The following is a 15,029-nucleotide window of genomic DNA, read 5'->3' as shown; positions in this document are numbered from 1 at the left end:
TGAGGCGTGCCGACGCAGAACAGCATCCGGGTGCTCATAGCCGACGACCACACCCTCGTCCGCGACGGCCTGGCCATGATGCTGGCGGAGCAACCCGACCTCGATGTGGTGGGCGAGGCCGCCGACGGCGCCGAGGCGATCAGCGCGGCCCGCGAACTCCAGCCGCACGTGGTGCTCATGGACGTACGCATGCCGAAGGTCGACGGCATCGCGGCGACCGCCGGGATCTGCCGCGACACCACCGCGAAGGTGCTGGTCCTGACCACATTCGACCTCGACGAGTACGTCTACGACGCGCTGCGCGCGGGCGCGAGCGGCTTCCTGCTCAAGGACATGCGGCGGGCCGAACTGGTGGAGGCGGTCAGGGTCATCTCAGCGGGCGAGTCGCTGCTCGCACCTACGGTGACCAGGCGGCTGATCTGCGACGTGGTGGCCCGCTCAGGCCCCGCCGCACCCCAGGCCGACGACCGCAGGCTGGCCGCGCTCACCGCCAGGGAACTCGAGACACTGCGCCAGGTCGCGCGAGGCCTGTCCAACGCGGAGATCGCCGCCGAGCTGTTCGTCACGGAGCACACCGTGAAGACGCACGTCAGCAGCGTGCTGGCCAAGTTGGGCCTACGCGACCGGGTGCAGGCGGTGGTGCTCGCATACGAGTCGGGGCTGGTCACCCCCCGCTCTCAAGAGTGAGGCGGGATCCCGCTCCTACGGGCGATCCACCGGCCCGTGCCGTACGACCAGCATGAGGACATGAAGCGAAAGTTGCTCGTGGCCGCCGCCGCGCTGACGGTCCTGCTGGTCGGAGGGATGGGAGCGGGTGCCTGGTATGTCAGCGACCTCACGCTGGTGCCGAAGCACCCGGAGACGATCACCTATCCCGAGGTCGTCCTGGGAGTGACGGACAGGACCATCACCGTCACCGCGTCCGCCGCCACCACCCGCCCCGGCACGTGGTCGCTCAACTGGAGCAGCGGCTCCGCCTTGGTCGGCGACATCGTCAAGAGGTCGGCCGGCCGGGTGGAGCGCGTGCGCGTCAGCGGTCAGACCCCGCCGACCGGAATCCGCGCGTCGATGTACATGACCTACAGCGGCGACCCGAAGACGGCGCTCGGCCTCGACTTCACGGAGATCATGGTGCGGACCGAGTTGGGCGACGCGCCCGCATGGTACGTGCCCGCGCGCGGCGACACTTGGGCGATCACCGTGCACGGCAGCAACGGCTACCGCAACTCCAACCTGCACGCCATCGCGACCATGCACCGGGTCGGCATGCCGGTGCTCGACATCACCTACCGCAACGACCTCGGCGCGCCCGCGTCTCCGGACGGATTCCTGCACCAGGGCGAGTCGGAGTGGCGTGACCTGGAGGCCGCGATACGCAAGGCGCAGTCCATGGGCGCCAGGCACATCGTGCTCTACGGCGGCTCGATGGGCGGCGCGATCGTCGGCCGGCTGCTCACCCGCTCTCCCCTGGCGGACGTGGTCTCGGCCGCCGTGCTGGAGAACCCGGAGATCAGCAGCCGGCGTACCGGGGAGTTCGCCGCTGCCCAGATGCACCTGCCGTCGTTCATGGTGCCGATCATGGAGCAGGTCATCGACTGGCGCGGCGGCTTCGACATCGCCACGATCGACCTGCTCGGCCACCCGCCGCGGGTGAAGCCGCCCACGCTGCTGCTCATGGGCGACGCCGACAAGGAGCACCCGGTGGAGACGGCGCGTGAGCTGGCCAAGGCGTCGCGCGCGATGAACTGGCCGATCCAGTACGAGGAGTTCCCCGGCGCCGGCCATTCCGAGATCTGGAGCACCGACCGCGAGCGCTACGACCGCACGCTGGCCGCCTTCCTCACCCGCACCGCGAGGTGAGCCCCTTTGCACAGGCCGGCGTTCGACACTGTGCCGCCGGCGCGCCGGCTGATCGAGCTGCTGAAGCAGCGAGGCCGGACGGGCTGGACCACGCTCGTGCGCGTGGCCCCGAGACCGCGGCGCGGCTCCCCCAACGGCTCGCTAACGCCACTGGCCGTTCGGTTGCTTCTCGGCCCCCGCCATCCGGCTGCTTGCGGTCTCGTCGTTGTGCACCGGCTTCGCGGCCGGTCGGTGGCTCGTCGGCTTATCGGCAGGGAGAGCGATGGCGGGGATGACCGCGGCCGCGGCGATGCCGATCGCCCACCAGAACGCGCCCCGGAAGGCACCGGTGGCGCCGTGGCCGAGGAGCGACTGCAGGACGACGGCCACGATCGCGGTGCCGAACGAGGCGCCCACCTGCTGGACGATGCGGGTGCTCATGGTGGCGTGCGGGATGCCTGCCGGTTGGACGTCCTGGTAGGCGATGGACATCGGCGGGATCAGCACCGCCCCGATCCCCAGACCGCGAACCAGCAGCACGGCTCCCAGCCACCACAGGCTCGTGCCCGGCCCGGCAAGCGCGAACGGAACGGTAGCGACGGCGGCGAGCAGGAAGCCGGCGATCGTCACGGCCCGCGCCCCGAACCGGTCGACCAGCTTGCCGATCACGAAGCGCGAGGCGAGCGCACCCACACCCTGCGGGATCATCAGCAGCCCGGCATCCAGCACACTGTCGCCCCGCAGCTGCTGGTAGTACAGCGGCAGTAGGAACATGCCGGCGTACATCGCCGCGCCGGCGGTGAACAGGACCGCGGAGGCACTGCCGAGCGAGCGCACGCGCAGCAGCCGCACGTCGACGATCGGCTCGCGCTCGCCAGGCCGTGACGCCCAGGCGATGAACGCGGCCAGCAGGACGACCCCGGCCAGCAGCGGCACCAGCACCCCGGCGTGGCCGATCCCGCCATCCTCGGACAGCTGCGAGAGGCCGAGCAGGATCCCCGTCAGCGCCGGGGCGAGCAGCACCAGGCCGATCCAGTCCAGGCGCCCGCGCCCGGCCGAGGAGCCGGGACGGTCGGCGGGCAGGAACCGCCGCGCCAGCAGCAGTCCGGCGGCGATCACGGGCACGTTTATGAGGAACAGCCAGCGCCAGCTCAGCCAGTTCAGGATCACACCGCCGACCACCGGGCCGAGGATCGGGCCGAGCGCGATCGGCAGGCTGACGGCCGCCATCAGCCGGCTGCTGACATGCCCGCCCGCGGCTCGCACTGCGAGCGTCTGCATCAGCGGGAAGATCAGCCCGGCACCCAAGCCCTGCAGCACCCGGAAGCCGATCAGGCTGGCGTCGTTCCACGCCACCGCGCACAGCACCGAGGCGAGCACGAACAGCACCAGCGCGGCCATCCAGACCCGCTTGCCGCCCCAGCGGCGCTCCGCCCACCCGGTGACCGGGATCGCGACGGCCATCGCCAGGAGGAAGCCGGTGGTGACCCACTGGATCGTGTCGGCGGTCGAGTGCAGCTTCACTACCAGGGTGTGGATCGCCAGCGTCACCATCGTCGAGTCGAGGATCGCCGCGATCCCGCCCACGACCAGCGCGATCAGCGCGTTTTTCACCTGCGGCGGCAGCTTCGCCTCGGTGGCCTCCGTCATCGCCTTGCCTCCAGGATAAGAGTGGAATACATCTCTTATGGAGAGTAGAGCGCCTTGCTAGGGAATGCAAACCTTCCTTATAGTGGACCCGTGACCACATCTGCCGCCGCGACCTCTCGCCAACGCCGACGAGGGCCCGAGCTCGAGGCCGCGTTGCTGGACGCAGCCTGGGACGAGCTGGTCGAGGTCGGCTTCGCGAAGCTGACCATGGAGTCCGTCGCCTCCCGCGCCAGCACCGGCATCGCCGTGCTGTACCGCCGCTGGGCCAACAAGGACCAGCTCGTGCTCGCCGCGCTCGAGCACTACCGGAACAGCCACCCGGTCGACGTCCCCGACACCGGAACCCTGCGCGGCGACCTCCTCGCCGCACTGACCGGCATGGGCGAGGCCCGCGCCGCCTTCTTCGCCATCGCCGCGGCCACCGCCTTCTCTGGGCTGCTGGCCGACACCGGGCTCACCCCCGCCGAGGTGCGCGACCGGATCATCGGCGGTCAACGGCTTTCGCGCGTTCGGAGCATCTACCAGCGCGCCCATGACCGCGGCGAGATCGACCTGGAACGGATCCCTCCCGCGGTGCTCGCCATGCCGTTCGACCTGGTGCGCCACGACCTGCTCATGGACCTCAAACCCCTGAAGCCCGCACGCATCCAGTCGATCATCGACGAGCTCTTCCTGCCCCTCGTCCACAACCACCACAACGCGCCGGGTTCGGCAGGAGCCGTCTGACCTCACCCATGCCCCCGGTGCCAGCAGGGGTTCAGGCCGCCTGGCGACGAACCCTTGTCGGCACGTCGAGGTCTTCGCGTTGGTACGCCCCTCCAACCGGGCGCGTTACATGCACAACCTTCGACTACGCGCTCAGACGAAGTACCGGGCCTGCAGGCGGAACAACTCGGCGTAAAGTCCATCGGCCTCACTCAGCGTGTCGTGAGTGCCGGCCTCGACGACCCGGCCGCCGTCCAGAACCACGATGAGATCAGCCGCCCGGGCGGTGGTGAAGCGATGCGTGACGAGGATGGTCACCCCGCCCTCCAGGCGGCTCAAGTCGGCGTACCGCTGAAACAGCCACTCCTCGGCCCGTGCGTCGAGACTGGCAGAGGGCTCGTCCAGGACCCGCAGCAGCGGCGCCTGCCGCATCGCCGCCCGGGCGTTGGCCACCGTCTGCCACTGGCCCCCCGACAGCCCCTTCCCGTCCCACGATTCTCGCCCGAGCCGGGTCTCCAGGCCCTCGGGCAGCGAAGCGAGAAGCTTGTCGCCGCTGGCCGTCCGCAGCGCCTCGAGGATCCGCTCCGAGTCGTCGCGATGCTCGAGCCGGCCCAACCCGATCGTGTCCTTCAGCGACATCTCGATGTGTACCGGCTCCTGGAAGGCCGCCGTGATCCGGGCACGCCAGTCCTCCGGCGCGAACTGCGCCAGATCGGTCCCGTCCACCAGGACGCGCCCCGCGCTCGGCCGGTAGAGACCGGCGAGCATCTTGACGAGCGTCGACTTCCCCGCGCCGTTCTCGCCGACCAGGGCCACCACGGCGCCGGCCGGGAGCTCGAGGTCGATGTCGTTCAGTGAAGGCTGATCGCGGTTCCAGTACTGGAAGCTGAGACCCTCCACCTTGATGCCGCCCTCCAGCCGGGCCGGCACCGTCACCGGCGTGGCCGGCACGACGGCCGCCCGCTCCACGGCGCCGTCCTCCACCACGTCGAGGAACGCCCGAGCTGCCCGAAGCGACTCCAGCGTCCAGAAGGTCAAGGTCAACGAGCTCTGCACCTGCCCGGTGATCTGGCTCGCGACGGCGATGGCCGCGACGACGAGGCCCAGCGAGGCGTCGCCGGCCAGGCCGGCCCGCACCATCAAGACGATGGCGGCCGCGTACGCCAGCACGAAGAACAGCCAAGCCAGCGCGACCGGCACCCGGGTCCGTCGATCGGTCCGGGCGATGTCCCGGCCTCCGGAGTCCCACTCCTCGCGGTGCCTGCGCCGCAGCTCGCTCGCCAGTCCGAAGAGGCGGGTCTCGCGACCGGGTGCGGCCGTGGTGGCGAGCGTGAACAGATGACCGGCCAGCCGGGTCCGGGGCATGGCGCGCTGCACGGCCCGACCGCGCTTCTTGTCCGCCGCCTGAGTGGCCAGCACCGCGGGGACGGCGAAAAGCGGCAGTACGGCGAGGACGGGAACGACCGAGGCCATCAGGACGGCCGAGGCGATCAGGGCCAGTGCGGCTCCGGCCAGCCACAGCAGCCGGTCGAAGGCCGGCCCGATGTCGCCCCGGGCACCACGGACCGCCGCCGCCTTTTCCGAGCGGCTCGAACGCTCGTGGATCTCCAGCGTCGGCGTGGTGCCGACCACGTCGATGAACTGGCGCTCGACTTCGTTCTGGATCTCCTCCTGCAGGCGAAGGCGGGTGAAATAGCCGGCGATGAAGGTGCCCTGGGTGAGCATCACGAAGATCGCCACACACAGCGCGAGTGTCACCGCACCGCTGGTCGAATGCCGGCTCGCCACCTCGCTGAACAGTCCGAGCAGAACTGCGAGGCCGACCCCGGTGACCTGTTCGAGAATCGCCACCGCCACCACGAGCAAGGACCGGACCCAGTCGATGCGGGGTCCGGTCGTGAGGACGAAGCGCAGCGCGCTGATCAAGACGATGTCTCCTCGAAACGCTTCGCCTGCAGGCGGAACAGCTCGGCATACCGGCCGTCGGCAGTGATCAGATCCTCGTGCGTGCCGTCCTCGACGATCTGGCCGTCATCGAGCACGACCACCCGCTCCGCCTTGCGCACGGTCGCGAACCGATGCGAGATCGCGATGGTGGTGGCGCCCGCGGTGAGCTCGTGGAACGTGTCGTAGAGCTGAGCCTCGGCGCGGGCGTCAAGGCTCGCGGCCGGCTCGTCCATGATCAACAGCTGTGCGCCGTGCCGCAGGCCGAACAGTGCCCGGGCGATCGCGATGCGCTGCCACTCGCCGCCCGACGCGTCGACCCCGCCGTCGAAGCCACTGGACATCACCGTGTCCCAGCCGTTCGGGAGTCCCTCGATGAACTTCAGGAGCCCGGCCTGGCGCGCCACAGCCCGCAGGCCCTCCTCGTCGTCCGCATGGGCCAGGGAACCGAAGGCGATGTTGTCCCGCACGGACAGCTCATAGCGGCCGAAGTCCTGGAAGACGGCGACCACCCGACGCTGCCAGCTCCGGCGGTTGGCGTCCTCGATCGGGGTCGCACCGACGCGCACGCACCCCCCGCTCGGAGCGTCCAGGCCGGCGATGAGCCGGGCCAGCGTCGTCTTGCCGGCCCCGTTGAGACCGACGATGGCGAGCGACTGACCAGCGGGAACGGCGAGGTCGATGCCGTGGAGCACCTCGCCGGAGGCGCCACCGTAGCGGAAGCGCAGATCCTCGCAGGAGATGGTCGCGACCGGCGCCGGCCAGGAGCCGGTGTCCGGCCCAACCGGCGTCGCCACGACCGGAAAAGCCAACGCCTCGGCGGCCGCCTTCGAGGCGAAGCCGATGCGGAGGTCGTCCTCGTCCGCCCGGAGCACCTGGAGGAGCGCCCGGACGGCAAGGCCGCCGAGCGCCAGATCACCCACCGTCGAGCCTCCGGTTGCCGCCCGATACCCCAGGTAGTAGAGAACCGAGGCGACCGTGACGCCGGTGACCACGACCACGATGACAACGAACAAGCGATGCTCACGCCGCCGTTGCCAGACCTCCATCATGTTCACGCGCCACTCCGACTGGTAGGCATCGCGGAAGAAGGCCGCGAGGCCGAAGAGACGGACTTCCCGGGCCACACCCGGCGTGGTCGGCACGTCCCGCAAGTAGGACGTACGGCGCAGTTTCGTCGTCTGGCTCACGGTCTCGATGACGGCGATCCGATAGTTCCGGACCAGCCGGGAGTGGATCACGACGAAGACGGCGAAGACGATGACCCCCAGCCCCCAGGTGACACGGGTAAGCAAAGCCGCGGAGCCGATGCTGGTCACCCACAGCGAGGCCCTGGTGGAGAAGCCGAAGATCGCTTCCCCGGGCGGCATGTCGATGGTCCCGTTGCCCCGGGCGCGCTCGATCCGGCCGAGGTGGGCCGGATCCTCGAGGTGGCCGACGGTCGCCGGCCCGGAGGCGGCCATCATCACTCGCTCGCTGAGCCGGCCGGTGACCCGGCGGCCGAGTGCCCGGCCCAGAGCCGTCCGCGCAGACTCGGTGATATGAGTGAGGAAGAACAGCACGACGACGAGGACGACCCAGCGATAGCACTCCCGCGCCGCCGGGGTGCCCAGCCCTTGGCCGATCGCCGCGGTGAGCCCGTCCACCAGCTCACCGATCCCAATGGTGATGCCGACCGGGGCCGCACCGGCGAGGACGGCCAAGACCGCGGTCAGGGTGGTCAAGGCCGGTGCCACGGAGAAGGAACATCCGACCAGGGCGGGTATCACCCACCGCGTCGCCGGAGGCGGCAGCCGACTCGTATGCGCGGTCACGCCTGCCCCTCTGGCCTTGTCTGCTGGGTTTTTGCGGATGTCGCGGCGACTCCTTTGTTTTGCAAGAAGCGGACGCCTTTACAAAGTAGATCAGGAAAGGAAACCGGCCAGCAGACGGGCGACCTCGGCGGGGCGCTCCAGGCTCGGCAGGTGACCGGCCCAGTCGAGGTCGAGCAGCGTCGCGTCCGGAAGCGCCTCCGCAATGTGACGCCCGCTCTCGCGGAAGTACGGCAGGTCATGGCCGCCCGTCACCACCAGCGTCGGCGCGGTGACCACCGTCAGGTCGATCGGTTCCCTCCGCCGCTCGGGCTGCGGATCGGCGGCCAGTTGCACCTCGAACGCGTGCCGCTGCATCGCCGCCAGCCGCGCCCTGGCCGGCTCGTCCGCCTCGGGACCCAGCCACGTGCGGACGTTGAGGTCCACCGCTCCCCCGACGTCGCCCGCCTCGATCAGCCGGTCCTCCTCTCCCCCGAACGCCTCAAGGTCGGGGGTCGGAGGCAGGCCGCAGCCCGCGTTCAGCAGTACGAGCCGCGACACGAGATCGGGATGGGCCGTCGCGAGCTCCAGCGCGACCCGCCCGCCGTACGACGATCCGACGAGCCCGACCCGGCGCAGCCCGAGCGCCGCGAGCAGGTCCGCGACGTCGCCGGCGTCCGAGTAGGGCCCCTCCGCGGCGCACGGTGTGCGCCCGTGCCCCCGGAAGTCGAGCCGGATGACGCGGAACCGCTCCCCCAACGGCTCCCACTGGGGATCCCACATGCCCGAGTCGGCGACGCCGGAGTGCAGCAGGACGACGGGCTCACCGGAGCCCCGTTCCTCGTGCCAGACAGTCACCGGGCCTCCAGCGCGACGCGGACGCCGAGGGCGACCAGGACCGTCCCCGACACCTGTTCCAGACGGCGGCGGACCGCGGGTCTGCCGAGCACGGCACCGGCCCGGCCGATCAGCCAGATCACCGCGACGTACCAGACGACGTCCACGACCACCCAGATCGCCGCGAGCATCGTCAGCGTCAGCGGCACGTGAGCGCCCTGGGGCACGAACTGCGGCAGGAACGACATCGCGAACACGGCGGCCTTGGGGTTGGCGCCGCACGTGGCGAGCCCCAGACCGTACGAGCGGCGCCATCCGTCCGCGGTCCGCACCTCGTCCCCGCCGTACGGCACGGACGCGTCGAGGGCCGCCGGCGCGCGCCTGGCCTTCCACAACGACTGGACGCCCATCACGATCAGGAGCGCCGCACCCACCGCCTTCATCGCGCCGTAGGCCACCTCCGAGGCCACGACCAGCGCCGATAAACCGAACACGGCGGCCATCGCCCACAGGAAGATGCCGGTTTCGTTGCCGAGGAGGGCGGCGACTCCGGACGAGCGCCCGGCCCTGAGCGTCTGCCGCAGGATCACCGCGGTGCTGACACCCGGGATCATCGCGAGCAGGAGGCAGGAACCGACGAAAGCGAACCAGATCACGTGCTCATCGTTACGGTGGGGGTCCGAGCGCCGCAACCGCTTTCCCACCCGGTGCACCGCGCCGGCGCGGCCGAAGGGCGATGGGGCAGCAGGAGGGTCGGCTGTCCGGAGCGAACAGCAAGGGAAGGGGACTCCCCACTCCCTTCCATTCTCAACGTATAGCGGACAGGGGGGCTTGCGGCAAGACCCCGGTCGTGCCGCACAATCGTCGGCCGGAAGCAGCGCATGCGGAAAACGGGGGATGCGACGTGCGTGTGGTGTCGTCGATGTATGGGTCAGGCGGGGAGCGTCACCCGTCATGGTCACCAGGTCGTCACGGCGGTTCGGGCGCCTCAGTGCGCGTAACGGTGCAAGCAACCCAGATCGGAGCTGATGACGTGAACCCGCTGCCCACCAGCGCGTTCGACCTTCCCGACCGCCTCTCCCACAAGGCCGATCCGAGGCTGATCGCCGCCGACGAGCAGCACTTCGCAGCCATCGCGGAGAGCCTCGAACAGTCGATCGCCGACCTGACCGACCGCCTCGAGGCCGAGCTCAAGGCACCCGGTGGCAAGGGCCGGCAGGCGATGGACCGGGATCTGGAGGTCCATCGGCTGACCGCTCGCCTGCGCGTGCTGCGTCGTTTCGGTCTGGACCTGTGCCTCGGGCACATGGTCGGCGAGGACGACCCCGAGCCCGTGTACATCGGACGGCTCGGCCTCACCGACAGCGCGGGTCGCCGGCTGCTGCTCGACTGGCGCTCCCCCGCGGCCGAGCCGTTCTTCGGAGCCACCCACGCCAATCCGATGGGTCTGACGAGCCGCCGCAGGTATCGGTGGAGCCGCGGCCGGATCAGCGACTACTGGGACGAGGTGTTCACCCCGGACGGGTTCGAGGGACACGCCGCGCTCGACGACCAGTCCGCTTTCATCGCCAGCCTGGGCAGTAGCCGGTCGCCGCGGATGCGCGACGTGCTCGGCACCATCCAGGCCGACCAAGACGCCATCATCCGCGCGGGATCCCGGGGCGCTCTCGTCGTCGACGGCGGTCCGGGAACGGGGAAGACCGTCGTCGCTCTGCATCGCTCCGCCTATCTCCTCTACTCCGATCCTCGCCTCGGTCACCGCCGTGGCGGCGTGCTGTTCGTCGGCCCGCACCAGCCCTACCTGGCGTACGTCGCCGACGTCCTGCCCAGCCTCGGAGAAGAGGGCGTGCAGACCTGCACCCTGCGGGATCTCGTCCCCGAGGGAGCGGCGGCGACGATCGAGACCGACCCGGACGTGGCCCGCCTGAAGTCGTCCGCGGATCTGGTGAAGGCGATCGAGCCGGCCGTCAGGTTCTACGAGAATCCGCCCACCAAGGGGATGACGGTCACGACCCCCTGGTCCGGCCTCTGGCTGAGCGCCGAAGATTGGGCCGAGGCGTTCGAAGCACCCGACCCGGGCACTCCGCACAACGAGGCGCGCGACCAGATCTGGGAGGAGCTGCTCACCATCCTGGTGGACAAGTACGACGGCGACGCGCCGCCTGACCTGGTCCGCAAGTCGCTGCTGCGCGACAGGGAGCTGCTCACGACCTTCAACCGCGCGTGGCCGCTGATCGAACCGACCGATCTCGTCGGAGACCTCTGGTCGGTGCCCGCCTACCTGCGGCTGTGCGCACCCTGGCTCAGCCCCGAGGAGATTCGGAAGCTGCAGCGCGCGGACGCCCAGGCCTGGACGGTGTCCGATCTGCCGCTCCTGGACGCGGCACGACAGCGGCTCGGCGACCCGGAGGCGTCACGGCGCAAGCGCCGGCGCGACGCCGCTCTCGCCGCCCAACGCGAGCACATGGCCCAGGTCGTCGACAACCTGATCGAGGCCGATGACGACGGTGAAGGCCTCGTGACGCAGCTGCGCCGGGAGGACCTCCAGCGAAATCTGGTCGACGAGTCCGAGCTGCCCGCCCTCGACCCGGACGTGCTCGCCGGCCCGTTCGCGCACATCGTCGTGGACGAGGCTCAGGAGCTCACCGACGCGGAGTGGCAGATGCTGCTGCTCCGCTGCCCGTCCCGGAGCTTCACCATCGTCGGGGACCGCGCCCAGGCCAGGCACGGGTTCACCGAGTCGTGGCAGGAACGGCTCAAGCGGATCGGGCTCGACCGGATCGAACTCGCCTCTCTGAGCATCAACTACCGGACGCCGGAAGAGGTCATGGCGGAGGCCGAGCCGGTCATCAGGGCCGCGCTCCCGGACGCCAACGTGCCGACCTCCATCCGCAGCGGCGGCGTCCCCGTCGTACACGGATCCGTTTCGGAGCTGAGCGCGATTCTCGACACCTGGCTCGCCGAGCACGCCGAAGGGACCGCCTGCGTCATCGGCGATCCCGCGTTCGAGGGGACCTCCCGCGTCAGGTCGCTGACCCCGGAGCTGTCGAAGGGGCTCGAGTTCGACCTGGTCGTCCTCATCGACCCGGAGAGGTTCGGCGAGGGCATCGAAGGAGCGGTCGACCGCTACGTCGCCATGACCCGCGCGACCCAGCGACTCGTCATCCTTTCGAGCTCCTGACGCCGGCCGGGCGGGCGACGGCCATGTCCGGCTCGGGACGGAGCCCGGCTCGTATCGCACGAGCCGGGCCCCTGCTCCCCCTCACCTGAGGCGATCACGAAGTCGCCAGGTGCACGGCGGTCACCACGCGATGGGACCGAGGCGGTCGGTGAAGATCCCCGTCGGCCCGTCGGCGTCGATCATCGCGAGTTCGACGATCGAGTCGGTGCCCTCGGTAACCGTCAGCTGGCCGGTGTGATTGTTCATGTCGGTGGCGGCGAACGTGCGGTTGGCGACTTCTCCGGGAGTGGTCGCATTGAACTTGATCTTCGGGAGCGCCTGGGCGTACCGGACGGTGATCATGTTCAGCGCCGCCTTCGACGAGCTGTAGGCGAGCTCGTGCATTCTCGAGACCGGCTGCTCCGGATCGGTCACGACCGCGAAGGAGCCGCCGGCGCTGGACACCATCACCACGCGCGGGTGGTCCGCCGCCTGTAGCAGGGGAAGGAACGCGTGCGTGACCCTGATCGGTCCGTACACGTTGGTCTCGTAGACGGAATGGATCTCGTCCGCCGTCGCGTCCGCGGGCGCGACGACCCTTCCCGGCGCGCCCGCGTTGTTGATCAGGACGTCCAGCCGGTCGGTGTGCTCCCGGACGAGCCGTACGGCGCCGGCCACCGACTCGTCCGAGGTCACGTCCAGCGGGACCATGACCACGTTGACGCCACCGGCGGTCAGCTTGTCAGCGGCCGCACGCCCCCGGTCCTCGTCACGCGAGCCGAGAAAGATCGTCCACCCCTCTTCCCCGAGCCGCCGGGCCGCTTCGAAACCGAGTCCCTTGTTGCCTCCGGTGATCAGCACCGAGGTCTGCTCCGAGTTCGTCATCCGTCCTCATTCCGTGGAGTCGCGTGCCGCTCGTTGGCGCGGCGTCCTGACAAACACGAGATGCCGGCGTCCACCTCTCTGTGACAGCACGGCGATGTGACGTACGCCACCGGTCGCGGGAGTCACAGAGCCGCGAGGAGCGGCATCTTGTGCGTGTGGCCTTAATGTGGGGCACAGTCGAGAGCGATCAGGCAGGAGCCGGTGATGAGCGGGGGACAGGTGGACGCAGCCGAGCCGCTTTCCTATGGGGAACCCGCGGACTCCGCCGCGGAAGCGGCCATCGAGGTGTTCGTCGCCCATCGCAAGCTTTTGTTCACCGTCGCCTACGAGATGCTCGGTTCGGCCGCCGACGCCGAGGACGTGCTGCAGGAGACCTGGCTGCGGTGGGCGGGCGTCGATCTGGACACGGTGCGGGATCAGCGTGCCTACCTGGTGCGGATCGCCACCCGCCAGGCGCTGATCCGGTTGCGTACGCTCGGCCGGCGCAGGGAGTCCTACGTCGGGCCGTGGCTGCCCGAGCCGCTGCTCACCACTCCCGACGTGGCCGAGGACGTCGAGCTGGCCGACAGCGTCTCGATGGCGATGCTGCTGGTGCTGGAGACGCTCGCGCCGACCGAGCGGGCGGTGTTCGTGCTGCGCGAGGTCTTCGACCTCGATTACGACGAGATCGCCGAAGCCGTCGGCAAGAGCCAGGCCGCGGTCCGCCAGATCGCCCACCGCGCACGGGCGCACGTCGCCGCCCGCCGGCCCCGCGACGTCGTCTCCCCCAACGAGACCCGAGCCGCGCTCCAGGCCTTCCAACGAGCGGTCGAAACCGGCGACCTGCAACGCCTGCTCGACATCCTCGCCCCCGACGTCGTCCTCCTGAGCGACGGCGGCGGAATCAAGAAGGCCCTGGCCCAGCCCGTCGTGGGGGCCGGCAAGGTGGCTCGTCTCCTGGCCGCCGGCCTGGACAGGTTCGGCACCGAGGTGTCGGTCGAGCCGGTGCAGGTCAACGGCCACCCGGGTCTCGTCATGCGGATCAACGGGGAGATCGACGGCGTCGTGGCGATGCGAATCGAGGAGGGCCTCGTCGCCGGGGTCTACTTCATCCGCAATCCCCACAAGCTGTCGCGTGTGGAACGACAGACCGCGCTGAGCCGCTGAGACCGGAACGACCCGGCAGTCCGCGCCGGGACCCGGTTCCGGTCGCTTCAGCTTTCGTGGGCGGCGCCGGGATCGCCCTCCGGGACCGCGCCGTACATGCGGGACAGGTCCGCGACGGCCTCGGCCATCAGCGCGCGGAGGTCGGCCGGCTCCAGCACCTCGACGAGGGCGCCCATGCGCAGGAACAGCCACCGGGCGTGCGTGAGGGACTCGATCGGCAGCGTCAGCCGGGTCCAGCCGCCGGGCTCCGGCTGCCCGTCGGCCAGCGCCTTGTCGACCACGTCTCCCCCGAGGGTGTATCGGAGCAGGTCCTCCGCGCCCGGCGCGAGCCGCACCACCGCCTCGGCCGTGTACATGCGTGAGGCGAACTCCGCGGCGAAACCGCGCCAGAAATCGGCGAGATCGAAGTCATGCGGCCGTTCGAAGCGCTCCGGCAGCAGCTCGGCCTCGATGATCCGGCCCACCCGGTAGGTCCGCACCGTGCCCGAGCAGGCGGCGGCGAGATACCAGGAACCACCCTTGAGAACCAGCCCGTAGGGATGCACGAGCCGTTCCACCACGGTCGGCCCCCACCGGCGGTAGCGCAACCGGAGGACCCGCTCCTCCCACACCGCCTCGGCGACCTCCGTCAGGAACGGCGCCTCGTCGGCGCCGCGATACCAGCCCGGCACGTCGAGGTGGAACCTCTCCCGCATCCTGGCCGCATGGGAACGGGGTTCGGGCGGCAGCGCGGCCAGCAGCTTCAGCTCCGCCGCCGCGGCGAAGTCGGCGAGCCCGAGTTCGGCGGCCGGGCCGGGCAGGCCGGCCAGGAACAGCGAGGACGCCTCCTCCACGGTGAGCCCGTTCAGGCGGGTACGGTAGCCGTCGAGCAGCCGGTATCCGCCGAGCGGCCCACGGTCGGCGTAGACGGGCACGCCGGCGGCCGACAGGGCTTCGACGTCCCTGTAGACCGTGCGGACCGACACCTCCAGCTCCTCGGCGATTTCGGTGGCGGTCATCCTGCCGCGCGTCTGCAGGAGGAGCAGCAGGGACAGCAACCGGCTCGCGCGCATGTGACCAGTGTGCCACCTTTA

12 protein-coding genes are annotated in these 15,029 nt (G+C 70.3%); 5 read left to right on the top strand and 7 right to left on the bottom strand.

From position 1 onward, the window contains the following. Window positions 1-6 precede the first annotated feature (6 nt). Complete coding sequence (locus tag FH610_RS01695) at window positions 7-687, top strand: response regulator (protein ID WP_276607613.1); 681 nt, start codon at window positions 7-9, stop codon at window positions 685-687. Between the two features lie 60 nt (window positions 688-747). Next, a complete protein-coding gene (locus tag FH610_RS01690; protein WP_139572421.1) occupies window positions 748-1,860 on the top strand; it encodes an alpha/beta hydrolase family protein in 1,113 nt (370 codons plus the stop codon). Between the two features lie 141 nt (window positions 1,861-2,001). Here FH610_RS01690 and FH610_RS01680 read toward each other — a convergent pair whose 3' ends face one another. After that, the gene (locus FH610_RS01680; RefSeq protein WP_139572420.1) at window positions 2,002-3,489 is read right to left on the bottom strand and encodes an MDR family MFS transporter; all 1,488 of its coding nucleotides are present in this window, start codon (window positions 3,487-3,489) and stop codon (window positions 2,002-2,004) included. A 90-nt stretch (window positions 3,490-3,579) separates the two neighbouring features. On the opposite strand from FH610_RS01680, the gene FH610_RS01675 reads away from it, so the two are divergent. Then, complete coding sequence (locus FH610_RS01675; RefSeq protein ID WP_139572419.1) at window positions 3,580-4,215, top strand: TetR/AcrR family transcriptional regulator; 636 nt, start codon at window positions 3,580-3,582, stop codon at window positions 4,213-4,215. A gap of 132 nt (window positions 4,216-4,347) precedes the next feature. On the opposite strand, the gene FH610_RS01670 is transcribed toward FH610_RS01675, so the two are convergent. From FH610_RS01670 to FH610_RS01655, 4 genes are all read right to left on the bottom strand, one after another. Further along, window positions 4,348-6,120, bottom strand: a complete 1,773-nt coding sequence (locus FH610_RS01670) for an ABC transporter ATP-binding protein (RefSeq protein ID WP_139572418.1) — start codon at window positions 6,118-6,120, stop codon at window positions 4,348-4,350. Then, window positions 6,117-7,862, bottom strand: a complete 1,746-nt coding sequence (locus tag FH610_RS01665; RefSeq protein ID WP_240808689.1) for an ABC transporter ATP-binding protein — start codon at window positions 7,860-7,862, stop codon at window positions 6,117-6,119. The genes FH610_RS01670 and FH610_RS01665 overlap by 4 nt, the downstream gene beginning before the upstream one ends. Window positions 7,863-8,042: 180 nt before the next feature. Beyond that, window positions 8,043-8,786: an alpha/beta fold hydrolase gene (locus FH610_RS01660; RefSeq protein WP_139572416.1), complete on the bottom strand. Its 744-nt coding sequence runs from the start codon at window positions 8,784-8,786 to the stop codon at window positions 8,043-8,045. Next, window positions 8,783-9,421, bottom strand: a complete 639-nt coding sequence (locus FH610_RS01655) for a LysE family translocator (RefSeq protein WP_240808688.1) — start codon at window positions 9,419-9,421, stop codon at window positions 8,783-8,785. Before FH610_RS01655 ends, FH610_RS01660 begins: the two co-directional genes overlap by 4 nt. Before the next feature lie 377 nt (window positions 9,422-9,798). Between FH610_RS01655 and helR the strand changes: the two genes are divergently transcribed. Further along, window positions 9,799-11,946: an RNA polymerase recycling motor ATPase HelR gene (gene helR / locus FH610_RS01650; protein ID WP_139572415.1), complete on the top strand. Its 2,148-nt coding sequence runs from the start codon at window positions 9,799-9,801 to the stop codon at window positions 11,944-11,946. Between the two features lie 120 nt (window positions 11,947-12,066). Here the strand turns inward: helR and FH610_RS01645 are convergent, their stop codons facing one another. After that, window positions 12,067-12,810 carry an SDR family oxidoreductase gene (locus tag FH610_RS01645; protein ID WP_139572414.1) on the bottom strand — a complete coding sequence of 248 codons (744 nt, stop codon included), beginning with the start codon at window positions 12,808-12,810 and terminating at the stop codon, window positions 12,067-12,069. Between the two features lie 204 nt (window positions 12,811-13,014). Between FH610_RS01645 and FH610_RS01640 the strand changes: the two genes are divergently transcribed. Continuing rightward, window positions 13,015-13,956: an RNA polymerase sigma-70 factor gene (locus FH610_RS01640; protein ID WP_139572413.1), complete on the top strand. Its 942-nt coding sequence runs from the start codon at window positions 13,015-13,017 to the stop codon at window positions 13,954-13,956. A gap of 47 nt (window positions 13,957-14,003) precedes the next feature. Here FH610_RS01640 and FH610_RS01635 read toward each other — a convergent pair whose 3' ends face one another. Then, on the bottom strand, window positions 14,004-15,008 hold the full coding sequence (locus tag FH610_RS01635; RefSeq protein ID WP_139572412.1) for a helix-turn-helix transcriptional regulator: 1,005 nt from the start codon (window positions 15,006-15,008) through the stop codon (window positions 14,004-14,006). Between the last annotated feature and the right edge of the window lie 21 nt (window positions 15,009-15,029).

Origin of the sequence: Microbispora catharanthi, assembly GCF_006334915.2 — a bacterium.
Lineage (GTDB): Bacteria > Actinomycetota > Actinomycetes > Streptosporangiales > Streptosporangiaceae > Microbispora > Microbispora catharanthi.
The sequence above is the reverse complement of the archived record's forward strand: the minus strand, read 5'-3'. Positions and strand labels throughout refer to the sequence as shown.

Excerpts from the sequence above, each read along its gene's own strand:
- FH610_RS01690 (WP_139572421.1), top strand. The coding sequence starts at position 748 with ATGAAGCGAAAGTTGCTCGTGGCCGCCGCCGCGCTGACGGTCCTGCTG.
- FH610_RS01680 (WP_139572420.1), bottom strand. The coding sequence starts at position 3,489 with ATGACGGAGGCCACCGAGGCGAAGCTGCCGCCGCAGGTGAAAAACGCG.
- FH610_RS01645 (WP_139572414.1), bottom strand. The coding sequence starts at position 12,810 with ATGACGAACTCGGAGCAGACCTCGGTGCTGATCACCGGAGGCAACAAG.
- FH610_RS01640 (WP_139572413.1), top strand. The coding sequence starts at position 13,015 with ATGAGCGGGGGACAGGTGGACGCAGCCGAGCCGCTTTCCTATGGGGAA.
- FH610_RS01635 (WP_139572412.1), bottom strand. The coding sequence starts at position 15,008 with ATGCGCGCGAGCCGGTTGCTGTCCCTGCTGCTCCTCCTGCAGACGCGC.